General features: G+C 71.2%; 25 protein-coding genes. 5 read left to right on the forward strand and 20 right to left on the reverse strand.

From position 1 onward, the window contains the following. Nucleotides 1–298 precede the first annotated feature (298 nt). Complete coding sequence (locus GA0070214_RS31430; protein WP_139141820.1) at nt 299–511, forward strand: hypothetical protein; 213 nt, start codon at nt 299–301, stop codon at nt 509–511. Between the two features lie 105 nt (nt 512–616). Here the strand turns inward: GA0070214_RS31430 and GA0070214_RS11105 are convergent, their stop codons facing one another. From GA0070214_RS11105 to GA0070214_RS11145, 9 genes are all read right to left on the reverse strand, one after another. Further along, on the reverse strand, nt 617–1,138 hold the full coding sequence (locus tag GA0070214_RS11105) for a hypothetical protein (RefSeq protein ID WP_091261877.1): 522 nt from the start codon (nt 1,136–1,138) through the stop codon (nt 617–619). A 176-nt stretch (nt 1,139–1,314) separates the two neighbouring features. Further along, the gene (locus tag GA0070214_RS11110) at nt 1,315–1,563 is read right to left on the reverse strand and encodes a hypothetical protein (protein ID WP_091261878.1); all 249 of its coding nucleotides are present in this window, start codon (nt 1,561–1,563) and stop codon (nt 1,315–1,317) included. 11 nt (nt 1,564–1,574) lie between these two features. After that, a complete protein-coding gene (locus tag GA0070214_RS11115) occupies nt 1,575–1,868 on the reverse strand; it encodes a DUF1330 domain-containing protein (RefSeq protein ID WP_091261879.1) in 294 nt (97 codons plus the stop codon). A gap of 33 nt (nt 1,869–1,901) precedes the next feature. Further along, nucleotides 1,902–3,290: an MFS transporter gene (locus GA0070214_RS11120; protein WP_208602714.1), complete on the reverse strand. Its 1,389-nt coding sequence runs from the start codon at nt 3,288–3,290 to the stop codon at nt 1,902–1,904. Nucleotides 3,291–3,330: 40 nt separating this feature from the next. Then, nucleotides 3,331–3,789 carry a MarR family winged helix-turn-helix transcriptional regulator gene (locus GA0070214_RS11125; RefSeq protein ID WP_244167662.1) on the reverse strand — a complete coding sequence of 153 codons (459 nt, stop codon included), beginning with the start codon at nt 3,787–3,789 and terminating at the stop codon, nt 3,331–3,333. Between the two features lie 232 nt (nt 3,790–4,021). Then, nucleotides 4,022–5,011, reverse strand: a complete 990-nt coding sequence (locus GA0070214_RS11130; protein WP_377463087.1) for a DUF4192 domain-containing protein — start codon at nt 5,009–5,011, stop codon at nt 4,022–4,024. A 208-nt stretch (nt 5,012–5,219) separates the two neighbouring features. After that, on the reverse strand, nt 5,220–6,815 hold the full coding sequence (locus GA0070214_RS11135; protein WP_091261883.1) for a vWA domain-containing protein: 1,596 nt from the start codon (nt 6,813–6,815) through the stop codon (nt 5,220–5,222). 18 nt (nt 6,816–6,833) lie between these two features. Continuing rightward, nucleotides 6,834–7,958 (reverse strand): AAA family ATPase, encoded by a 1,125-nt coding sequence (locus GA0070214_RS11140; RefSeq protein ID WP_091261884.1) that lies wholly within the window; start codon nt 7,956–7,958, stop codon nt 6,834–6,836. 251 nt (nt 7,959–8,209) lie between these two features. After that, complete coding sequence (locus tag GA0070214_RS11145; protein WP_091261885.1) at nt 8,210–8,512, reverse strand: hypothetical protein; 303 nt, start codon at nt 8,510–8,512, stop codon at nt 8,210–8,212. 159 nt (nt 8,513–8,671) lie between these two features. On the opposite strand from GA0070214_RS11145, the gene GA0070214_RS11150 reads away from it, so the two are divergent. Then, nucleotides 8,672–9,697, forward strand: a complete 1,026-nt coding sequence (locus GA0070214_RS11150) for a hypothetical protein (RefSeq protein ID WP_091261886.1) — start codon at nt 8,672–8,674, stop codon at nt 9,695–9,697. Between the two features lie 16 nt (nt 9,698–9,713). Here the strand turns inward: GA0070214_RS11150 and GA0070214_RS11155 are convergent, their stop codons facing one another. Beyond that, a complete protein-coding gene (locus GA0070214_RS11155) occupies nt 9,714–10,262 on the reverse strand; it encodes a hypothetical protein (protein WP_091261887.1) in 549 nt (182 codons plus the stop codon). A gap of 393 nt (nt 10,263–10,655) precedes the next feature. On the opposite strand from GA0070214_RS11155, the gene GA0070214_RS11165 reads away from it, so the two are divergent. Continuing rightward, nucleotides 10,656–11,480 carry a DUF4262 domain-containing protein gene (locus GA0070214_RS11165; protein ID WP_091261889.1) on the forward strand — a complete coding sequence of 275 codons (825 nt, stop codon included), beginning with the start codon at nt 10,656–10,658 and terminating at the stop codon, nt 11,478–11,480. A gap of 54 nt (nt 11,481–11,534) precedes the next feature. Here GA0070214_RS11165 and GA0070214_RS11170 read toward each other — a convergent pair whose 3' ends face one another. From GA0070214_RS11170 to GA0070214_RS11195, 7 genes are all read right to left on the reverse strand, one after another. Further along, nucleotides 11,535–12,626 carry a C40 family peptidase gene (locus GA0070214_RS11170; protein WP_244167663.1) on the reverse strand — a complete coding sequence of 364 codons (1,092 nt, stop codon included), beginning with the start codon at nt 12,624–12,626 and terminating at the stop codon, nt 11,535–11,537. Continuing rightward, a complete protein-coding gene (locus GA0070214_RS32380) occupies nt 12,623–13,138 on the reverse strand; it encodes a hypothetical protein (protein WP_244167664.1) in 516 nt (171 codons plus the stop codon). The genes GA0070214_RS11170 and GA0070214_RS32380 overlap by 4 nt, the downstream gene beginning before the upstream one ends. Before the next feature lie 198 nt (nt 13,139–13,336). Then, on the reverse strand, nt 13,337–13,594 hold the full coding sequence (locus tag GA0070214_RS11175) for a hypothetical protein (protein ID WP_091261891.1): 258 nt from the start codon (nt 13,592–13,594) through the stop codon (nt 13,337–13,339). Further along, nucleotides 13,591–14,175 carry a hypothetical protein gene (locus tag GA0070214_RS11180; protein WP_091261892.1) on the reverse strand — a complete coding sequence of 195 codons (585 nt, stop codon included), beginning with the start codon at nt 14,173–14,175 and terminating at the stop codon, nt 13,591–13,593. Before GA0070214_RS11180 ends, GA0070214_RS11175 begins: the two co-directional genes overlap by 4 nt. A gap of 211 nt (nt 14,176–14,386) precedes the next feature. After that, on the reverse strand, nt 14,387–15,025 hold the full coding sequence (locus GA0070214_RS11185; protein WP_091261893.1) for a GGDEF domain-containing protein: 639 nt from the start codon (nt 15,023–15,025) through the stop codon (nt 14,387–14,389). A gap of 89 nt (nt 15,026–15,114) precedes the next feature. Next, nucleotides 15,115–15,912 (reverse strand): hypothetical protein, encoded by a 798-nt coding sequence (locus GA0070214_RS11190; protein ID WP_091261894.1) that lies wholly within the window; start codon nt 15,910–15,912, stop codon nt 15,115–15,117. 554 nt (nt 15,913–16,466) lie between these two features. Beyond that, entirely contained in the window at nt 16,467–17,288 is an 822-nt protein-coding gene (locus tag GA0070214_RS11195; protein WP_208602715.1) for a hypothetical protein, read from the reverse strand. 629 nt (nt 17,289–17,917) lie between these two features. On the opposite strand from GA0070214_RS11195, the gene GA0070214_RS11200 reads away from it, so the two are divergent. Beyond that, entirely contained in the window at nt 17,918–19,159 is a 1,242-nt protein-coding gene (locus GA0070214_RS11200; protein ID WP_091261895.1) for a hypothetical protein, read from the forward strand. Nucleotides 19,160–19,253: 94 nt separating this feature from the next. On the opposite strand, the gene GA0070214_RS11205 is transcribed toward GA0070214_RS11200, so the two are convergent. Next, nucleotides 19,254–19,733 carry a hypothetical protein gene (locus tag GA0070214_RS11205; protein WP_208602716.1) on the reverse strand — a complete coding sequence of 160 codons (480 nt, stop codon included), beginning with the start codon at nt 19,731–19,733 and terminating at the stop codon, nt 19,254–19,256. Nucleotides 19,734–20,101: 368 nt separating this feature from the next. Here GA0070214_RS11205 and GA0070214_RS11210 point away from each other — a divergent pair, with 368 nt between their 5' ends. Next, nucleotides 20,102–20,836 (forward strand): DUF1963 domain-containing protein, encoded by a 735-nt coding sequence (locus GA0070214_RS11210; RefSeq protein WP_091261896.1) that lies wholly within the window; start codon nt 20,102–20,104, stop codon nt 20,834–20,836. Between the two features lie 81 nt (nt 20,837–20,917). Here GA0070214_RS11210 and GA0070214_RS11215 read toward each other — a convergent pair whose 3' ends face one another. Together GA0070214_RS11215 and GA0070214_RS11220 are read right to left on the reverse strand one after the other, a co-directional pair. Continuing rightward, nucleotides 20,918–21,346 carry a DUF4259 domain-containing protein gene (locus GA0070214_RS11215; RefSeq protein ID WP_091261897.1) on the reverse strand — a complete coding sequence of 143 codons (429 nt, stop codon included), beginning with the start codon at nt 21,344–21,346 and terminating at the stop codon, nt 20,918–20,920. A gap of 189 nt (nt 21,347–21,535) precedes the next feature. Then, nucleotides 21,536–21,976 (reverse strand): hypothetical protein, encoded by a 441-nt coding sequence (locus tag GA0070214_RS11220; protein WP_208602717.1) that lies wholly within the window; start codon nt 21,974–21,976, stop codon nt 21,536–21,538. Nucleotides 21,977–21,995: the final 19 nt, after the last annotated feature.

A 21,995-nucleotide genomic window follows, 5' to 3' on the forward strand; every position in this document is an offset into this window, starting at 1 on the left:
CGATCCGGTAAGCGCGCCGTTCGGTGACCTCATGAGACACCCTCGCCCCGGTCGCGTCGCGCGCTTCTTCGCGCGCCGCTCAAGACCTATCCGGAGCTGCCTCGATTCGCGCCGACCCCCGTGGTGCGGTGGACCGGCCATAGCCGGAGGGGCGAATGGCTGGCGGGCATCAGGGTAGCCGAACAACGTGGAACCGGACCCTGGTCCACTGGGCTCCGGGCCCGGCGCCCTGGGCGGCGAGGCGTCTCGAGCCGTTGGCTCTTGAAGAACTATCCCCGGGATGCGACTCTCACTCGCTATGAGCCGCAACGGGCACGGGCGCCCACGTCAGCCGAGCGACGAGATCGCGGAACGACGCGAACGACGCGATGCACGGATCCGCGCCGAGCGCATCGAGTTCGCGATGGCGGAGATGGACGACAAGCCGCCGACCGACGACATCGAATTCGGACCCGGTCGGGATACGCGTGCATGGCGCGGAGGATCGCCCGGGCTCGGGCGTCGCCGATGACCTGCCCGATGTGGCCCTGGGGGAGCTCGGGAGCAGCCCTGCTTGTGCCGACAATGACCTCCGCACCGGCCAGGCGGGGTTGACCGCAACGACAAGATCTCGCGCTCACCCCAGCTCGGCCGGTTCGTCGGTGGTCGGGTCCACATCGCCGGGGTCGGCGCCGTCGCGCTCGCTGCCGTCCCACTCGAACCGCGCTCCCACCTCCGCGGCGGTGAGGGCGGTTTCGACGGCTGCTTCGGCGGCGTCGAAGGCCTCCTCGCGGCCGGTGGCGGTGACCTCGACAAGGACGGACAAGGTGAGGCGGACCTGCCAGCGGCGGGGCAGTGCCGGCAGGTCCAGCACGCTCAGCACCCGCTCTGCAGCGTCGGCGTCGATGTCGTGAGTACTGGCGGCCTCCCGCAGGGATCGCCACACCTCGCGACGGAAGTGGGCCAGTGCGTACGTGCCGGCGGCGGGCGGCTGGGCCTGCGGCGGGGTGTGTTGGTGGTGCAGGTGAGCGTGGATCTGGGCGGTGGTGTGGGTGAGCCATCCCAGTGGGGCGGGTTGGTCCGGGTGGAACATGTTCCAGGCGTCGAGCAGGACGGATTCCAGGGTCGGTGGTGACGTCGTCGGCTCGGGTGTGGTCATCGCAGATTGCTCCTCGAGAACGGAGACGGTCCCGCCGCCCTGGCGGGCGGCGGGACCGTGGGTTGATGTCAGGACTGGTGGCGGATCCGGGTGACCCGGACCTTGTAGGTGTCGGAGCGCAGGGTCAGGTGCAGCCACGGGTAGCCGGCGGCTGCGGCGGTGCGCAGGGTGGTTGATCAGCGGGGTGGGCTGGTCGGTGAGGCGCAGGGTGCTGGCGAGGTCGTCGCCGCCGAGATCCGGGTCGCGGCGGTGGCCGTCGGTGCGGGGTACCAACCGTGGGCGTAGACGACCGGGCTGCTGCCGGGTCGGTTCGGATCCTCCCGGCGCGGCAGGCCGCTGGACATCAGGTAGACGCCGTGGTCGTGGACCCACACCAGCGCGCTGGGGCAGGTGATGCCGTCTTGGTGCTCGGCGAACGAGGTCACCTGGACTTCGGTCAGTCGATGCCTTCGACGATGCGGAAGTCGCGCTCGACGCCGTCGGAGAGGGCGACCAGCGCTTCCTGGTAGGCCGCACTCTCGTGCGCCGCGACGGCCTGCTCGAAGCTGTCGAACTCGACCAGGACGGTGCGCTCGGCGATTCCGGCGTCATGCGCCACGACCCGACCGCCACGGACGAGGGTCCGACCGCCCCCGGCCTTGACGGCCGGACCGGCCAGCTTGTTGTAGGCAGCCAGCTTCTCCGGGTCTGAAATGGTGCGGTAGACGCTGACCCAGTAGCCCTTGGGCATGGAACCTCCAGTGTTGGGATGAGTGCATCTGACTTACGGGTTGGTCTCGGACAAGCGTCGGCGGGCGAGAGCGAGGCTTGTCAGCGTCGTGATCGCCATGGCGCCGATGCCGACCAGCGCCGCGGTGGTGTAAGCGCTGTCGTCGGGGAAGAGGTGGCCGGGGCCGGTGCCCGCGGCGAGGATCAGGCCGCCGATGGCGCTGCCCAGGGAGTACCCGACGCTGCGGACGACGTAGTTGAAGCTCATGGCGCTCGACGTCTCGCTCTTGGGGGTGACGGCCAGGATGACGCCGGGCATCGCGGCCGAGAAGCCGCCGACGCCGAAGCCGAGCACGCCCATCGCCGCGAACAGTTCGGCCACGTCCGACCGGGCCGCCGCGAACAGGGCGAACCCGCCGCCGACCACGACGGCGCTGCCGGCCAGGAGCAGGGGGTCGGCGATCCGCGTCCGGGCCCGCGGCGTGAGCTTGCCGGCGACGAACCCCAGCACCGAGAACGGGATGAGGACCAGCCCGGCGACGAAGGTCGTCAGCCCGAAGCCGTAGCCGACGCCGTGCGGCGTCTGCGCGTACCGGGTGATGAGCGTGAGCAGGAGGTACATGCCGATCCCGCCGACGAGCATGGCGAGGTTCGCCCCGGCGACCGCCGGGTGCCGCACCGCCCGCACATCGACCAGGGGCGTCGTGCTGCGCAGCTCGATGACGGCCCATACGCAGAGCAGCACCACCGCAACGACGGCGAGGCCCGCCGCCACGGCGAGGTGCCGGCTCCACAGATTCCGTTCGCCGGAGAGGAACAGCACCAGGAGCAGCGCAGCGGCCAGGACAACCGCGCCTGCCACGTCCACGTGGGCGGAGCGGCCTTCGGGGGCTTCGGGCATGGAGCGCCACGCGGTCAGGAGGGCGGCGGCGGTGACGACCAGGCCGAGGCCGTAGGCGGCCCGTACCCCGCCGAGCTCGGCGAGCAGTGCGGCCAGCGGGTAGCCGACGCCGGCCCCGATGATCGAGACCACCGAGATCAGGGCGATCACGGCCGCGCTGCGCTCCTCGGGGAGGTGGTCCCGGGCCACGCCCATCATCAGCGCCGTCAGCCCGAGCCCGACGCCCTGGGCCGCCCTGCCGGCCAGCAGCCACGCGAACGGCAGCGGCAGCACGGTGAGCGCGCTGCCGGCGACGACGACCGCCAGCGTGGCGAGGATCGTGGCCCGCCGGTGCGGACCGGCTCCGAGCCGGCCCAGGACCGGCGTGGCGACGGCGCCGCTGAGCAGCGCGACGGTCAGCGTCCACTGCGCGCTGCCGAGCGAGACGTGGAACGAGGTCGCCACGCTGGTGATGAGCGGCGTCCCGAGGCTGGCGACCGCCGCCACGACCAGAGCGATGAACATCAGGGCGGGGACCAGCAGCCGCGCCTCGGACCGCGCCACCGGCAACGCCTTCACCGCGACCCGCCGACCGGCTGCCCGGTCACGGCTTCGGCCCTTCGCGGTCCTGGCTTTCGAGCTCGGCCAGATGCTTCAGCGCCGGAAGGGCCGCCACCAGCGCCTCGACCTCGTCGCCGGTGAGCTCGCCGATCAACCGCTCGAACGCGTGGACACCCGCCTGGCGCCGCGTCCGGACATAGGAGGCGCCGGCCTCGGTCAGGCACACCAGCGTGACCCGCTTGTCGGACGCGTCGCCCCGCCGCTCGACCAGGCCGGACTCCTCCATCACCCGGACCAGGGCGGTCATCGCGGGCTGGGTGACGCCCTCGACTGCGGCCAGATCGGTGATGCGCCGCGGGCCGGTCCGGTCCAGCGTGGCCAGGGTGGCGGCGGACGTCAGGCTCATGTCCCGGGGCAGGCGTCTCGCGGCCCTGGTGGCCAGGCCGTAGAGGGCTGCCCCGATGGCGGCGGACGCGCCAGGAGCGGCGTCTTGACGGCTCATGCTCGAAGCATAGCAATTTTATATTCATAGTTTATGGAAATGGTCGACTGGCGCGGGCGGCCTCGACCGCTGCCTTGTAGCCGGCGACGACGACTTGGTCGTTGCAGTCCTTGTCGAGGCCGAGGAAGCCCAGGTCGGCCAGGGCCCCGAGGCCGAATGTCGTGGGTGCGCCCGGGCCTCGCGGCGAAGATCCAGGTCGAGGAAGGGCGGTATCGGTCGTTTCTCCTGCGGCTCACAACGGAGGCTGCCCGATGTGTGGCCAGCCATCCAGCACGGACGGGGGGAGCCCGGCGCGTAGCGCTTGGTCGATCACGTGCGCGAGGCTGTAGTCGGGGTCGGCGGCGAGAGCACGGTCCACGGCGACGGACGCCAGGGCCCCATCGCCGCATCGCCAAGCCGTGAAGGCGAGCAGAGTGGCCGGCGCCGCCGCGAGGGGCGGGTGAGCCCGGCGGGTGATGTCGGTCCACATGGGCACGTGCCGGTCGTCGCTGGCCTGCCAGGCGGCGTCGCGGATCACCGGGTCGGTTAGCAGGACGGTCAGCCAGGCCAGCTCGTCGTCGTGGAGGACCTGCTCGTCGCGGTAGCGGGCGAGCGCGACGGTTACCGCGTCGACGCCGGCGCGGATGAGGCCGTCGTGTCCGGCCTGGGCGAGCAGCGCGCGGCGGCGGGTGCGGGCCGCGACGGTGGCGCGGGTGACGGCGACGCGGGCGGCCCCGCTGGTGGGGGCAATGCTGGCGACGAGCGCCGCCCGATCGGGCAGGGCTCGGCAGCCGGCGACGATGGCGTGCATCGTGACATCGCTGCGGTGGGGGTCGAAGGGCACCCCGTCGGTGGGGCAGCAGGCGGGATCCTGGCAGAGATAGGAGAAGTAGCGGCCGTCGGTGACCCGCAGGGCGTCGAGGACATCGAGGCCTGCGGCGGTGAGGCGTGGGGTCATGGCGTCCATGACCGGGGTGACGGCGGTGGCTGGCCCGTAGCCGATCACGATGACGCGGGTGGCGTCGGCGTGGCGCAGCAGCCGGATCTGCGACCGGGCCATGCCCGAGATCCAGGCGGCGACGCGGGAGGGTTCGGGAAGGTCGGCGCGGCCTGCGACGACGACTCGGGCGCCGGCGACGCCGACGGTGAGGAAACTGTCGGTGGGGTGGAAGCCCAGCAGGTACGGCACTGCGGTGAGTAGGTCGGCGGGTGAGCCGACCGGCAGCCGGTTGAAGTCGGTCATGATGTCTCCTGTCATTGGTGAGATGAAGTCGGGCAGGGTCGATCGGCCGTTCCGGGGGTGCGCGAATGTCGCGCCGGCATCCGGCAACGGCGATGGAGGTGCGGGACGGGATCCGCGGGCCTGCTGGCCAGCCGGTGAGGTGTGGCGGCGCCCGCGGGCCTGTGGGCGGCGCGGTTCGGCCCGTCCGGTGTGGGGCCGCCGGAAAGTGTCAGGCGCGCTCGAGGGCGGTGACCGCGGCGTCGGCGATGTGCCCGATGGCCTGCACAGGGTCGGCCACGGTGAGGGTGGTGGTGTCGGTGAAGGTGTGCCCGGGCAGATCGGCGGGGCGCAGCCACAGCACCGCACAGCCGGCCCGGTGCAGGGTGGTGATCAGCCGCTGGGCGGGTGCGATGTCGGGCAGGTCGCCGTCGGAGACGACGGTGAGCATCCGCAGCCGGCCAGGCTGGCGCAGCTGCAGCAGCTCGTCGGCGAGTTTCACCGCGTCCGTGAACGCCGCGCTGCCGCCGTCCGCCCGCAGCTCGAGGACCTGCTGAGGGTGCTGGCGAGGTGGGACGAGCAGGGTGACGTCGCTGCCGAAGGCGATGGTGGCGGTGACCGCCTGATTGGTGCGGGCGGCGTGGGCGAGGATCCACCCGGCCGAGGACATCGGCGCCGCCCAGGGATGCATGGAGAACGAAGCGTCGACGATGACCCCGAGGTGCAGCGTCGGCTTCGGCGGCGGCACCTGGGCGCGGCGCCGCCACGGGGTAGCCGTCGGCACGGTTCCGGCGGCGATCTGCGCGCGGGCGGTGATGGCGTGGCGGGTGCGCAGCCTTCCCGGCGGGGTGACGCTGGGCCTGGTGTCGGGTTCGGGCTGATGGGTGCGGGCTCGCCGGAGCCGGGCGGCGAGGGTGCGGGCGGCGGCGCGTTCGGCGTCGGTGGGGTCCCGCAGCGACCAGGTGGTGGGCGCGGAGAACCGGGCGGTCAGCTGCTGCGCCCGATACTGCGCGCCGGTGAGGCCCGCGGTGTAAGCGAGGTAGTCCGCCAGTGCCTGGGCGAGCACACCGGCGAACACGCCCGCGTCGACGGTGGGGGTGTCGGGTTGGTGGCGGGGGTCGATGCCGAGAATCTGGCACCACCGCCACGCCAGGCCGATCATCGCGTCGGCGTCGGTGTCGTCGGTGGTGTGGGCTTGGCGCCAGACGTCGCGCAGCTGCAGCAGCCTTCTGCGGCCGAGGATGCTGGTGACGGCGGCGCGGACACCTTTGATGTCTTTGGCAGTGATGATGCGGGCGTCGACCCGGGCCAGGAGCAGCCCGGCGAGCTGGCCTGCGTGCCATGCGTCGTCGACGGGTGCGTCGGCGGGGCTGACCAGGGTGGTGACGGTGTGGCGCAGCCACCGTCGGTCACCTCGCCGGCGGGCGCGGTGCCGGTTCTCGATGCGGGACTCCTCGAGCAGCTCGGCGACGGCGGCGACGACGGGTGGAGTGCCGGGCGGGGTGCTCCATTGGCTGTGAACGGCGTGGGCGGCTTCGTGAACGAGCAGCCCGTAGGCGGTCGGGACGAGGCGTGTGTGGCCGGCGCGGCGGGGGTTGGCGACGTCGGGGGCGCCGATGTGCGTGGCGTCGACTTCGATGCGGCCGGCCGCGGGGTAGAAGCAGGCGGGTGCGCCGCCGCCGGCGCCGGGGGCGACGGTGACGGTCAGGTCGGTGCGGCCGGTCAGCACCGGGATGTGCCGTGTCCAGGCGTCGCTCCACTCCTGCCAAGCCGGGTCGCCGCCAGCGGCCGGGGTCGGGCCGGGCTGCAGGTGATGTGGCTGAGGCATCAGTACTCCTTCCAGGGTTTAGCGCTGCTTGCCGAGGGTCAGCGGGGTGATCTCAGTGCCGAAGTGCTGCCGCAGCGCGGCGAGAACCTGCTCCCGGTCCTCCTCAGGTGCGCGGCCGGCGAGATTGGCGGCCGCGGCGGGCAGGCCGAGGGTCTTGCGGACGCGGGCGAAGCCGAGCAGCTCCCGTAGCTGCGGCGCCCAGCTGACCCGCCCGGCGGCCAGATCGGCGTTGAGGGCGACGGCGGCGGCCACGGCGGGGGAGGGGACGCCGAGGTGGCGGGCGAGGTCCCAGTCGGTGGTGACCTCGATGTGCACGTCGAACCGGGAGGCGAGTGCTTCGGTGAGGATCGCGCCGTGCACGCCGGGGTTGTGGCCGGCGATGACGTAGAAGCCGTCGGCGGCGTCGACGCGTTCGTTGCGGTAGCCGGGGATGGTGATGACCCGCCGTCCGTCCATCGCGGGGTAGAGCACGGCGAGGACCTTCGGCGGGATGAGGGTCGCGTCGTCGACCAGCAACGCCCGCCCATCCCGCATCGCGGTGACGAGGGGCCCGTAGACGAACTCGAAGCCGCCGTCGGGCAGGGGGATGAAGTTGCCGAGGAAGTCCTCCACGACGGTGTCGCCGGTTCCGGCGACGGTGAGCAGGTCGGGGAAGGCGGCCTCGACGAGGGCGGTCTTGCCGGTGCCGGGCGGGCCGTAGAGCAGCACCGGTATGCGCTTTTCGCGTAGCCGGCGCAGAACGTCCACATCGGTCGCCCCCGCGAGCTTGCGCGGGAAATACAGGTCCCCGTTGGGGCGCGTGACCGGCTGCCGCCGACCCGCCCCGCGACGTCCTTGACGGGGTGTACGCTGGGCGGGCGGTGGCAACGTCCCGGCGGCGTCGATTCCGGCCTGGGTGATCTGGAAGCGGTGCGGGCCGGTGGTGTGGGTGGCGTATCCGCCCGCCGCCATCTTCTTCAACGCCTCGAACACCGCCCCGGTGGACCGGGCGGCGATCGCCGTGGGGAGTTCCCCGACCTTGAACACCTGATCGGGGTGCGCGGCCAGGTGAGCGGCGACCTGCCGGTAGAGGTAGCCGGGCCGGCGACCGTCGACTGGCGGCGAGGTGGGGTCGCTCGGGTCGGGTGGGGTTGCAGAGCCCATGTGGGTCCTCCTGTCATAGGAGCCCGCGCACCCGTCTCCGGGTGCGCGGGCGAGTTGGTGCGGTGTCCGCGCGGCGGAGACGAGCAGGTACTGCGACAGCCCCCGGGGCAGGGGCCGGCAGTAACTCCGTGAGGTGCTCAAAGGGCAGCCCGGGAAGGGCTGCCAGGGTGGTGGTGTCGCCGCCACCGGCGGTGTGCGACGACAAGGAACGCACCCAATCTCGGATCGATCAAGTCGACCCGGTGCGGGGCCTACCCGCGGCGGAGGGTGACCTCGTCGCGGGGGCGTCGGGCGATGCTCACGGTCAGGCCGAAGACGCTGCCGTCGGACAGCTCCAGCCACACGCCGCGGTCGAGGGTCATGACGCCGGCGTCGCGGTAGACGCGGGCGGAGGTGACGGTCACCGGGGTGCCGTCGTCGTGGGTGAGCTGGGGCAGGTCAGCCTCGTCGCAGAGCTGATCCAGGTCGGCGCTGGTCAGCAGGCTCCGGACGAGGCCCTGCAGGATCTCCTCGTGGGCGTACTCGCCGAACTCGTCGGCAGGGTCATCGAACATGGTGATGCTCCTCGTTGTAGGTCTTCATGTCGTTCGGCCAACTGGAAGCCACGGAACGCTTGCGTGGCGGCGAGCGCGTCTCGGTGCCGCCGCCGTGGGGCGTCTGCCGCAGATCGAATCGGCTGGCGCAGCGGTGTGGTGAGGTGATGAGGTACCGGGATGACGAGCTGGAAGGACCGATGGCGCAAGAGGAAGCAGACGAGCCGGGCGCTGCCGACGTGGAAGCTCGGCGAGGGTTCGCCGGTCCTGCCGGCTGACCCGCGTGACGCGCTCGTCTCGGCCTCCATCGGGCCTGCCGGTGAGCTGGTAGCGCTGTGGTCGACATCCGAGGACGAAGCGGCGCTGCGGTCGGTCACCACCCAACCCGGCTGGGCCACGTTCCCCGACCCGACGGCGGCCCGACCCGTGACCGCCCGAGTGACCAGGCAGGCAGGCGACATCCTCGACGTCACCGAGTTGCCCGGGATGACGCTTGCCCACCCTTCGCTCCAGCCCCTGCCCGAGGGGCGGATACTGGTGGTCGGAGCCCGCTGCCGGTGGCGCAAGGACGGCCCGGACCGCAACGCCGTGATCTACGGCAGCGACGGACGCATCGAGGCGCAGGCGACCCTCGGTGACGGCATCGAACACGTCTTCACCACCACCTCCGGAGAGGTATGGGTGGGCTACTTCGACGAAGGCGTCTACGGCAACTACGGCTGGGGCGATTCGAGCTCGGCGCCGCCGATGGGCAGCAGCGGCCTGGTGCGCTTCTCACCGCAGCTCGAGCCGACGTGGCGATTCCCGTCCCACGTAGACAACCAGTGGGGCGCCATCAGCGACTGCTACGCACTCAACGTCACCGACGAATCGGTGTGGACCTGCTACTACACCGACTACCCAATCGTGCAGATCCGCCAGGACTCGGTCGCCGGCTGGCGCAATCACATCTCCGGGGCGAAGGCCCTGGCGGTCAGCGGAAACCGGGTCGGACTGCTCGGCGGGTACGGACCGCAGCAGGACCGCCTCGTTGTGGGTGAGCTGGCGGACCAGGCGATGCGAGTCGTCGGTGAGTACCGGCTGGTGCTGCCCGGCGGAGCCCCGCTCCCACCGCAGGTGAGGGCGATAGGCCGCGGCCCGGTGCTGCACCTGATCACCGCCGAGCGTTGGTACCGGCTGCCCCTGGACGAGCTCACCCCGGAATGAGCTGGGGGAGACCGCGTCAGGTAGCCACCGTCGCCGGCGGGCCAGGGAGGTCGCCGGCGATCCGGTCGCAGTCGTAGGGGTGCACCGCCATCCAGGTCCAGGCGCGGCCCATCACGGTGAACCGGCCGTGCGCGTCGGGCGTGATGCGGTCGACGGCCTCCGGGTCGTCGTGCATCCGGGTCTCGTCGGCCACGATGACGTCGCCGTCGAAGCACAGGCGGGCCAAGGATTCGTCGACCATCTGCTCTTGGCGCTCACCGGTGATCCCGTCGGCGGCGAGCTGCTGCCGGTAGCGGTCGCGGGCATCGTGCTGGTCGGCGACGATCGCCTCGGCCACCTGCCGGGTGCAGGTGAACACCGCCCACCCGTTCCACGTGTCGACCAGGGTGCCGACGAACCCGACCGGGATGCGAAGCTGCCCCTGCTCGTTGGACGTCCACGCCCAGTCGCCGGCGAACACGCCCGGACCGCCCAGACGCACCCGGTCCGGGTACACATGACTGAGGTCCCGGTCGTCGCGGCGGCGCAGCGCCTCGGCGTAGTAGTCGTCGCCGTACCGGATCATGCTGTTCCGGCGGTCTGTAGGCGGCGAGCCAATGCCACCCAGTCCGTGTGGTCCTCGGGCCTGGCACCCGGCCGGGGAATGCTGTTGCTGGTGTTGATCACGGTGATGTCCTTCCAACGTCGTGATCGAGGGAGTGGAGGTTCGGGAAAGCGCCCGGGCACCTCGTGAGGTATCCGCAGCCGGGGTGGTGGGGGCGGCTCGCGTGGAGCACGGCGCATTGGTGGAGTGCCTGCTGCCGCCGGGCCTCCTCTGCTCCTGGCTATCGGTCAGGACGACAGGCGCCTCAGACTTGCGGGGTGGGTTGGCCGGCGAGGACATGCACCTGCTGCCTGCCGGGCGCCCTGCCTGGTGCGCGATAGGCGGCGTGAGCATCCGGCGCGATAGCCTCCCCCGGTGACTGACCAGCCATGCCATTGCCTGCTGTGCCAACACCCGTCCGACGAGGCGACATGGGACCAACGCGATCGACGAATCGCCGACCACATCCGCCAATACGGATGGAGCGTGACGGGTTTGGCCGAGGACGCGCGGACGCCGGGCTGGTCGTATTCGACGGGACTGTGGCACACGCTCCGCAGCCCGGAGGTGTGCATCTTCGGGTTGCCCACCAACACCGCGATGACGATCGTCAACATCGTGGCCGACCAAGTCCGCCAAGGTGCGGTGCTGAAGCCCGACGAACGGCGTGCGGACGTGCTCACCAACCACGACGTGGCGATCCGTCCCGTCCACCCGGCCTGGTATCGCCACTTCTTCGGCGCCGCCGTCGACTTCTATCAGGCCCCGCCGCTGCCGATCGTGCAGGTGTTCTGGCCGGACAAGCAGGGCCGGTTCGCGTGGGAACAGGACGCCGAAGCTGGTTGTCGAGCCAGCCAACCACTCCTGTGGCTGTCACCGGCCGAGCATCCGCAGGGCGTGTGGACCGAGTTCGACCCGTATGAGGGCTGGCCGTTCGGCACCAGCCTGCCGTACTTCTCCGTGCGCACCGCGTCTGCTGTGGTGGAGGGCAAGGCCGAAATCACGGCCGTCGTGCGCGGCTATGACGGCAGCTGGCGATTCCTCGACGGCACCGGCGACGGGAGTGCGACCGCAGTGACGAACCTGCGGCACATCGCCAATGCTCATCCCGAAGTGGCAGCCGTTGCCGACCTTGCCCACGGCCAGCGAGCCGACCGCGCCCCAGACGGGGGCTGGGTCCGCTCCGCTCTGCCCAGCTGACGCCGCCCGCGCCGACGACTGCTGGGCGCCGACGAGTCCAACCCGGTCACCTACCTAGCTCACGATTCGGCGCACGGCGGCGAGATGCGCGGCCCATCCGGACAGGCGGGTGATCTTGACGACGTCGCCGCTGTGCGGGGCCTGGACGATCAGTCCTTGGCCGAGGTACATGCCGACGTGGCCGGGGCGGGCCGCGCTGCCGCGGCTGCCGGGGATGAACAGCAGGTCTCCGGGCCGCAGGTCCCGGTAGTCGGTGACCGGCTGACCCGTGTCCACCTGCTCACTGGTGGTCCGTGGCAGGCCAACGCCGGCCGCCCGATACGCCTGCTGCACCAGAGAGGAACAGTCGCACTGGCGGGCGGGAACACCGGAGTGGGGTGCGGTGCAGTCCCCACCGAAGGTGTAGGGGGTGCCGAGCTGGGCCAGGGCCCAGCCGACCGCCGTCACCACCTGCGCCGGGGTGCCCGGCGGCAGCGCGAACCCTGCCGGAAGCGGCACCTGCTCGCTGCCGGGTTGGCCGTCGCCGCCGTCGAACAGGCACAACGGGTTGCTCATGGCCTGCTCCAGATCGGCGGCGACAGGCCCGGCGGGAGTGCCGCCGGTCAGGACGCGGACCAGGGCGATCGCGTCGTCCTCCCAGCGGGCGTAGGCGCCGGGGTAGGCGGATCGCTGCACCGCCTGGGCGGCGTCGGTCAGCGCCATGGCCTGCCAGCCGTCCACGGCCAGCAGCGCCTGATAGAACCTCCCGGCCGCGTAGCGCGGGTCCCGCAGTTTGGCAGGGCTGCCCCAGCCTTGCGACGGGCGCTGCTGGAACAGCCCCACCGAGTCACGGTCCCCGCCGGGCAGGTTACGCAGGGTCGACTCCTGCATGGCGGTGGCCAGCGCGACGACCCAACCCCGAGGCGGAACCTTCAGGTCCGCGCCGACGGCGACGATCACGGCGGCGTTGGCCACCTGGTCGCTGTTCCATCCGGCGGCGCCGGCCGCGGGTGGAGACACGGCGATGGTGGCCCCGGCGCTGACGGTGCCGTAGCAGGCAGCCGATGCGGTGCCGCCGCCGGTGAACAACGCGCCGACCCCGCCCGCGCACAGCACCACCACCGCGACCACCCCAGCGGCGAGGGCGGCGAGGGCACGGGCGCTCACCGCGGCGCTCCCGCCGCCGCCGTGCCGCCAAGCTCTGCCATGCAGCGGTTCGCGGCGGCGGGCCGGGGCAGGCACCCCGACAGGGGGTACCGGGCGACGAGGCTGCCGTCGTCGGCGTGCATGGCCACAGTGGCGCTGTCCGGGTCGAGCAGGTAGATCCATTCGACGTCGAGGTGCCGGGCGTGACTCAACGGGAACACGGTGACCGATTCCGGCGCGTCCACGGTCCCGCCTGCGCAGATGGAGGCCAGGGCCATGCCGACGCCTGGCACCGGGTGCTTGCCGGTGAAGGCCGAGTGGGCGGCAGCGGTGATGTCCTGGTCGAGGTACTCCCAGTCGCTGGCGAGGATCGCGGTGACCAACGCGCGGGTGTTGTAGTGGGCATGCCGGGCCCAGATCGCGGCCAGGGTCGGCAGGACGGCGCTCGGGTGGCCGCCGCAGAGCACGAAGCGGGCGTGCGCGAGGCGCGGGCGGTGGGGTTCGGTGACGCCGACGTAGCAGTGACTGCTCACGGGACAGAACTCCTTCAGCGAGAGGCGAATGAAATGGGGTGCGCCCGCCCGCCTTGCGGCGGGCGAGCGCATTCGGGTGGTGGGGGTGGCCCGGACAGGCCTGCCACGGCTGGCGCCGGCGCTGCTCACACGTCGCGACGCCCGGCGGCATGGCCATGCCGTCCGTGTGGGACGGGTGGAGCTGATGCGCCCTACCGGTCAGGGCTCGTCGTGGTCACGGCGGGGCGGCCAGGTGGCGGGCCGGGGGCGCCAGCCGAAGATCGGGTCGGTGGTCTCGACGGATCCGCAGCGGGTGCACCGGGTGTAGGTGTCCTCGCCGTAGCCGGCCATGGACGGCACCTCGTCGGAGGCGATCTGGTCGACGGCGCCGCAGACCCGACAACAGATGGATGCGCCGTCGGGCCCGCACAAGGTGAAGATCGGCTCGTCGGCGTTAGGCGGCGGCTGCCCGGTCATGCCGTGCCTCCCGACGTGCTCCAGTGGGGGTGACGGGCGGTGGCGGCCAGCAGCGCGGCCAGGCCGGGCTGGGTGGCGGGGGTGTCGCCCGGGTCGGGGGTCTCGTCGACGAGCAGCAGCGGGTGGTCCTCGCCGATCTGACGGGTGAGCTGGTAGACGCGGCCGTCGGGGTCGACGGCGTCGATGCGGCGGACCTGCCTCGGCTGGCCGTCGACGGTGAGGATGTCGTCGTAGCAGGCGGCCCAGGCCAGCAGCCGCACGTCGGGCTGCGTCGCGCGGATCAGCCGGACGATGGTGTCGAGGGTGGCTCGGTAGGGCGTCGGCGCGTCCGGCTTGTCGAGGCTCTCGGCGAGGCGGTGCAGCAGCGCGGGCAGCCCGGCCGGGTCGGTGAGCAGGTCGTCGCGGTGCAGCGGGAACTCCACGCTGCGCATCTCGCGTACCGGCGCCGGCCCGATGGTGATCACGGGCCGGTCGTGGATGAGCAGCAGTGTCGCGGGCCGGCCCCAATCCAGCGCGTCGGCTTCGGCGTCGGCGGCCAGCAGGCATCCGGCGAGGGTGTGGACAGCAGCGAAGGACAACACGGGGTCTCCTTGTCATCGAGCAGAAAGGGAAGGACCCCGCAGCCGCCGGCTGCGGGGTCCTCGGCATCAGGAACGGGCGCCCACTGGTGGGCGCGGGACCGGTGGTCTGCGCGGCACGCGCAGACCCGGGACAGCCGACCGTGGCGGTCCGGCATCGCGGGCGCGGCGGCCGGTGTGGACTTCGCCGGCGCGTGGGCCGGGCGCCCGGTGGTCAGCGGTAGTGGCGGTCGCGGCTGCGCCGCCCAGCTGCGGCGGCGCGGGGATGGTGCTCGCACACTCCGCCACCGGAGCGCTTGGCCTGGTAAATGGCGGTGTCGGCTTCGGCGAGCAGCTGTCGGGGGCTGGTGTGCCGGTTACCGCTGTGGGTGTGGCCGACCGAGGCGGTCATCCGGAGCTCGCCGTTGACCACGCGGATCGGGGCGGCGGCGATGACCTGCCACGCGGCGTGGGCCGCGGCGGCGGTGTCGTCCCGGTCGCCGGCTACGAGCAGGGCGAACTCGTCGCCGGAGAGCCGGGCCGCGACCTGCACCGGTGCGGGCAGGCCGGCCAGGAGCCGTGCGATCCGTTCGAGCAGGTCGTTGCCGGCGTCATGGCCGAGGGTGTCGTTGACGGTCTTGAACCGGTCCAGGTCGAGCAGCACCACGCCGACCGGCGTGCGGTCGGCGAGCGCGGCACGAAGGCGGGTGAGGAACAGCCGCCGGTTGGGCAGGTCGGTGATGTCGTCGTGGGTGGCCTGGTAGCGGGCGATCTGCAGGGCTTGCTGCTGCCGCCAGAGCAGGGCTCCGGCGAAGGCGAGGCCGGCGAGGATGCCGCCGGCGGCGGTAGCGATCGTGTTCAGGGTGGGAGACACTCGGGACGCTCCTTCTGTAGTAAGGAGCACCGGGGGCGGGCGGGAGGCGCCAACTTCGACGCCCGCCCTCGGGCTGCCGGACAGGTGGACTACTCGCCGCCGCCGGTGGCGGGGGCGAGCTGGAAGGTGGCGGGGCGCTCGACGGTCTGTACCGCCCTACCGGAGGCGACGAGCTTGATGGCCGCGTTGGCGACCGCACCCGCGCTGGCCTTGGCCGAGCCCGTGCCGGCATTCGCGGTGTCGATGAGCTTGCACAGCTCGCCGGTCCTGTAGGCCCGGTCGGGGTGCGCTTCGAGGATGTCCAGGACCGCCCCGCGCAACGACCCGCCCCTTCGGCGCACCGGCGCCGAACTGTCCTCGCCGCGCGGCCCGTCGCCGCTGTCGTGACTGCCTGCCGGCGTCTGACATGCCGTGTCGGTTGCCTTGTCCGCAACGTTGCCGGCGCTGGACTCTCCGGCGTCCGATGCTTCCGGCTCGGGCTCCTGCTGGGAGGCAGGAGAGCTGTCGGGCGGGCCGGTGGTGTCGGCTGCGGTCGACGGGTCGGCGTCATCGGGCTGGAGCTGCGCCTCGGCGGCGTCGGGCTGGGCATCCTCGAGGTCGGCGGCCGGTGCGGGTGCGTCGGCCGCCGCTGGCTGCGGGGTAGCGGTGGTGGCGGTGGTGGCGCGGCCGGCGTCGGTGAGCCGCCATCGGGTGCGGCCGTCGCCGGTGCGGAACCGCTCGGCCTGCCCGGAGCCTTCCCAGGCGCGCAGCTTTGGGGTGGTCGTGGAGTAGCCGAGCCCGGCGTGTTCGGCGATCTCGGCCGCGGTGGCTTGGCCGAGTTCGGCCAACGTCGCGAGGACCAGGATCGCGCTGTGCGGGGGAGCGGTTTCCGTGTGCGTGTCGGTCATACCGGTTGTCCTTTCGTCGTGGATTCGGGTCGGGAGTGCGCGCACTGATCCACGCTTCGAACGCGGCGGTGATCAAGTGCATAGACCGCATCTCGGGACAGGCCAGAGAGCCTGGTTCGTGCGCAGCCGGGCATTGCTGTGGCCGGGCCGTCGGAAGCGAGGGCTCGGCGGTGGGAGGCGCGAGAGGCGTCCTGCCAGCGGCTCACTTCCCGAGGCGGAGCACAGTCGGTGTGTCGCGACCGAGCGCCTCGATTGGCATGCGGAAGAGGAAAAGCGGCCTGTCGCCGACCACGGCTCAGAGAAGGCCCCGGACCCGGGGCGCAGGCGACGCGCTGCCCGCCTCCCGGCGGCCCATCGGCCGGCGCGCGCCCACCGCGCCTGGCGGCGGATGACACGCCGACAGAGGTCGAGGTAGGCCAGAGGTAAGGCGAGATCGGGTTGGACTGACCCAGCCCGGAGGAGCGGCAGTGGTCCGCAGCCCGATAGCCGATGTGGCCGACACTGGGCGGTGCTTGCATCCCTGGGTGCCCGCGAAATCGGCGGCCTGTCCCGTACTAGAGGGCGACGGCGAGCAGCCGCTGATGTGGGCCGAGGGTGTCAAGGTGGGTCAAGGCCTGCTCCAGGTAGGTGATGCGGTGAGCGAGGGCATCGCTGGCCGGGGCGAGCTTGCGGCCATCGGCGGTGAGCAGCGCATCGCCTGCGACCGCGCTGGCGGCGCGGTAATGCTGGTAGGCGACCTCGCCTGCCTGGTACATCTCCAGCTCCCCGACGGAGGGTTGCCCGGGGCCGAGGGCGGCGGCGTGCAGACGCATGGCCTGCACGCGGGGCTGGGCGTGGAAGTCCGCGATCGCGGACTCGAGGGGATAGCGGTCGGGGTCGGTGAGGTGGCGGGTTTCGAACATCGGCCAAGGGGTGGCCGCTCTCGTGCCATGCACCACCTGCTGCCAGACCTGGTGACGGATGCCGGCCCCCACGGCGGCGGCCTGGCGCATACCGGCCAGGTCGAGCAGCCGCACCGGCCCACCAGCGCACAGCGCAGGGCGGCCCTTGCGCAGCCCGATCATGAGATGGTGCTGCCAGCGCCGCAGTCGCGGCACCGCCCAGAACAGCGCCGTGAGGGTGCCGGCGACACCGAAGTATGTGTCGAGGTGGTGGCTCGTGAGCGCCGCGGCGGGCAGCTCCTCGGGCAGACAGATCACCATCGTGGCGACGCTCGGGGCCGGCGTGACGGTCGGCCGCAACGCGGTGGTGGCCGCGCGGGCGGCGGCCGGACGGGGCCCCGACGGCGGAGCGGCCTTCGCGGCGGCCGGCCGTGCCGGGACGGCGGGCACACGGCTGCCATGGCGAGTCAGCGGAGTGCCATTGACAGGGGACATGCGTGATCCTCCTTCGAGAGACTTGCGCGTGGGCGCGCAGGGATGACCGGCCCACGGGCGCGCGGGTCGGCTTCAGGCGGAGCGGTGCAGTGGTGCGAGTGGCTGGTCGACCTCGAGGGGCCGCCGCGCGGGATGTGTGCCGACCGGCCGAAGCGGGTGGGCATCGCATACCGCTGGAGTTCGGCGGGGATCCCTGAGATGGGACCGAACCGGGATGCTGCGAGTGTGGAGTGGTGTTGGCCGAGACGGTAGCGGTCCGGTCTGTCAGCGCCCGTTGTCCCGTCCTGGCCGGGAAGCGGTGCTGACCTGCGGTGTCAGCCCGTGTCGCGGCCGGGCGGCGAGGGTAGCCGCATGCCTGTCAGATCCGATGGATCTGACAGGCGACCGGCGGCGGTGACAGAAGCACGTCGCCGGCCGGGCACCAGCGTCGGTGCGGAAGCCCGGCGCTCGCCTGTGCCGGGGCGGGGCTTGCGAGGCGGTCTGTGGCCACCACCCGGCAACCGGCGGCGAGGCTGACTTTGTCGGCTATCAGCGCTTGAGGTGTTCGGGGTCGCCTGCGACAAGGTCCGCTACCTAGACTCGTGCGGCTGAGCTGGCGCCGACGAACAACTGACGGGGGAGACGAGACTGTGACTGACGCCGAGACCATCACCCTCCAGGCGGAACTCCCCAACGACGACGCCGAGCGTGAGATCGCGAAGGCGGTAAGCGCCCGGCACGCCATCGCCCGCAAGTACGTCAAACGGGTGCGGAAGCGGAACCCCGACGCGACACCCGCCGAGGTCATCACGATGCTCGAGCGGCACTACGTCACAGCGATCACCGTCGCCGGGGGCATCGTCACCGTCGGATCGATTGCCGCTGCCGTCGGGATCGCGCTGATCCCGGGCGGCGGCGCCACTACGGCTGCCAAGACGGTGAGCACCCAGGCGGCGAAGAAGGCCGGGAAGGTCGCGGCGAAGAAGGCCGGCAAGGAGGTGGCGAAAAAGGCCGCGAAAGGCCTGGCGCTCAACGCCGCGAAGACAGGCGCCCAACGGGTCGCCGCACTCCTACCGGCAGGTGATGAGCAACTCCAGTTCGAGATCACCGCGATCTTCGCCCTCGCGATCGCCGACATCCACGGCATGGCCCTTGACCGGGACCAAGCCCACGCCCTCGTCTACGGCCTGTCCAACGAACGCGTCAGTCAGAAGCAGATCGCAGCCATGGCAAACGACCTCGCCAGCGCGTCGACCGACGGCATCGTCGGCGTCGGCCACAGCATCGCCTCCGGCCGCAAGGACTGGTCGCATTGGGCGAACACTCTTGCGGACACCCTTCCAGGGGGCGCGGCACAAGACCTGGTCCGAACCGTGCAGACCGGTCGGTTGGAGACCGTGCGGTCCGGCCTGAACGGCAAGCAGCAGGCCGCGGTCGAGTACGGCGTCGGCGCCGTTGCTGGCGGTGTCGCTCGGTTCGTTTTCGGCCGGGAGGTCGTCGAGGCGGCGAGGACGGCCTTTGCCGAGGCGCCACCGGAGTTCCCCGATCACCTCACAGTGCCGATCAACGTCACGGCGGAAGAAGAAGAGGATGAGCCGAACCCGGCGCTTGTGGCGCTCGAGGACGCGGCCAAAGCTACGGGCACCTGGGTGGCGAACGCAGCCGTCACCGTAACTCGGCCCTTCCGAAGCGTCGACCTCGATGGCGATGGAGTTCCTGACGAGCCTCAGGCGTTGACCGCCGTGAAGGGCGTCGGTGGGGCGATCGCCGGTGTGGCCGGGACCGTCGGCGAGGGGGTCACCTCTCTGTTTAAGCCGAAGAAGCGCGGCAAGCATGCCGCTGGTGAGCCGCGGCGAGAGATCGAGGCGGCCGAGGCGTCAGACGGCCAGTAGCTGGCAGTGCTATTCCCACCACATGCTTAATGAATCCGTCCGCACGCCATGATGGGTGACCTAGAGGAATGAGGATGATCCTGCGGGGTCGCTGTTAGATCCTGAGGTCTTGGCCGTCGCGACCGGAGGGGTCGAGAGTGAGAAGGGCCTCGTGGAGGCCGTCGAGGTGTCTTCCCGTGGGCTCGCCGGTTGGGGCGATCTCGGCCAGCACCCAGGACGGGAATTGGCCGGTGGCCTCTTCGTCGGCGGCGAGGTGGTACAGCATGGCGAACACCGTTTCGTAGGCGACGGCTCGGGCCAGCTGCGCTAGATCGCCTTGGCTGGCTCCCGCTTCGAGCGCACGCCGGGCAGCGGGGACGTTGGCCATGCCGTCGTGCCAGCTGTCGATCACTTGCGGCCAGAGTGTGCGCAGGAATCGGTAGCGGGCCAGTTGCGGGATGTCCTCCCCGATTTCGGACCGGGCCCATCCCTCATGGTCACCGCACCCGAGCTGGCTGAACGCGCCGAGCAGCTGTCGTGCGCGCTCCCTGGCACCGGTGGGTAGCTGCTGCAACCAGATCTCCTGATCATCCACGACTCGGATTGAAACACTCGCGATCCAGTGCCTCGTCGTCGTCCTATGGTTACCAAATCCTTCTTACGGGGTCGGCTGGCTTCGACGTTGCGGACGGACTGGTCCGGTGGTGCTTCGGGCTGCGGGTGCCGTCGTCGCAGGCGATGGCCGCCTCGCTGTCGGTGACGTGGATGGTTTGGAGGACTAGGCCGTGTTTCGTAGTACGTCGACTTGTCGCGCGGTTCCAGCTCTGACCAGCCGCGCAACGTCCCCGACGGCAGCTTGACCGGTCTCACCTCCACCGGTCCGCCTGGTGGCCTGCGCCTCGGGCGCCTGCCGCGAACCGGCATTCTGATCTTTGTCGGACCCCTCAGGCACCATGCCCGGCCATGGATGTACGACAGGAGTTTCGGGGCGCAGCCCGGGAAATGGGCGTGCCGGTGGACGAGACCGAGCGCTGGGTGCGGCTAGCCCGACCACAGACGGAGCTGGTTCCGCAGGGCGACGGCCTGCCTGTGGCCGGTCGGTTCGGCGGTCTCGCGGCGTTGCCGGAGGGCGAGAAGTGGCCTCACGGGCAGTGTCTCGTGTTGACGCTCGACCTCGCCGCGATCCCCCCGCACGGGCACGACCTTGACCTGCCGGCCGACGGGTCGCTGCTGTTCTTCGTCGAGCCGGACTTCACACCCAACGACTGCCGGATCGTTCATGTGCCAGCCGGCACTCCCGTAACCGAGCACCCGAACCCCGGGGTGCCGGTCTTCGGTCCGATTCTGCTGCACGCTCGTGCCGGCTGGAGCCTTCCAGAGAACGAGCACGAGGTGCCGTTCGACCTTCGCTTGGACGACGAGGTCGAGGAACTGATCGGAGAGGTGATGTGGGACCTCGAGGACAACGATTACGAGTTTTCTCTCGGCGGTTACGGCGGCGCCAGCACCGGCGGCGCGGACAACCCCATCCTCAACGCAAACGAGCACACCGTGCTAGCCACCGTGTGGCTGGACGAGAGGCACGTGGGTGACGCGTTCGGCGAGACACTGATTGTCGTCAACTTCATGATCAAGCATGCGGATCTGGCCGAGCGCGCCTTCGACCGGATCTGGCTGATGACTGACTTCAACGGCTGACGCGGTCAGGACTCCGGCATGGTCCCCGGCTCGACGTCGACCGCGTCGCGTGCGGTTCGGCGCACAGGTGCTCCGGACCGGCTAGATTGCCGCCCGAAGGATCGCGGCGAGGTCGTGAACGGTCCGTTGCGCGTCGAGTCTGTCCGCTTTGGTGGTCCACCCCTGGTGCCACGGCCCGTCAGGGCCGGCGACAAAGAGCAACGCCTCCAGTGCGGGCGCGGCGAGGCCCAGCGCGGATGTGGGAAGCAGCGCAATGTCTGTCTCGTCCGCCAGTTCCGCCAGGCGGTGTTGTAGGTGCTCCCCGCCGGGAAGCGTGGCGGCCACGAGTGCTGCCGCCGCAACGACCTGGTCAGGGAAGAACTCTCGCCAGAGGAGGTCGCGGTTGGTTAGCACGTAGGTGAACATGTGCCGGAGCGCGTCGAGGTGCTGCTCTGGCGGCCGTTCGGCCAGTTCTTCGAGGAAGTCCAGGGCGCCGTCGCTGCTAAACGGCCCGGTTCCGAACGTGCCCACGTCACCCTCTCGTCAGAGGACTGCCACCGTCCAAGTCGATGAGCGCACTGCACAAGCACCTGTGCAGCGTAGCGCCCCATCACGCACGCCCTGATACTGATCTGTCTCGCAGGTCCTGAGACCTGACAGGCCGACTGCCGGCGAGTTGACGCTCCTATTTCTGTCAAGGGACCGGGTGGGCCAAGCAGATCACGTCGCGCCGGTCAGGAGTTGGTGTGTGGGGGAGTAGTCGATCTTCCAGTCGGTGTAGACGCCAAGGGTGCCGTCCTGGGCGCAGCGGAGTCCGACGCTGACCCAACGGACCTCACCGTCGGTGCGTAGGGCGAGCCCGACGGCGACCTGAAAGGTTTCGCCGCCGCATGGGCAGGCGCATTCCTCAGGGTCGGCGTCTTGCCAGTGGTCGGCACTGTCCGCGATCAGAGCGTGGTCGCCGCAGGTCATGCACCGTGTCTGTGCGCACCCGTTCTCGTCGTCGACGAGGACTGCGAAGGTCTTCCCGCCGCACCGTTGGCAGACCATTTCCTTGACCCGATCCACCGGGTAGCCGCCGGGCTGGTACTCGCGGAGGTAGTCGGCGAGGTCGGTGAAGTTGTCGCCGCGCCAGAACTTGCCGGTGGTGTCGATGGCCACCGGTGCAGCGTGCCTGATT

Origin of the sequence: Micromonospora chaiyaphumensis (assembly GCF_900091435.1) — a bacterium.
Lineage (GTDB): Bacteria > Actinomycetota > Actinomycetes > Mycobacteriales > Micromonosporaceae > Micromonospora > Micromonospora chaiyaphumensis.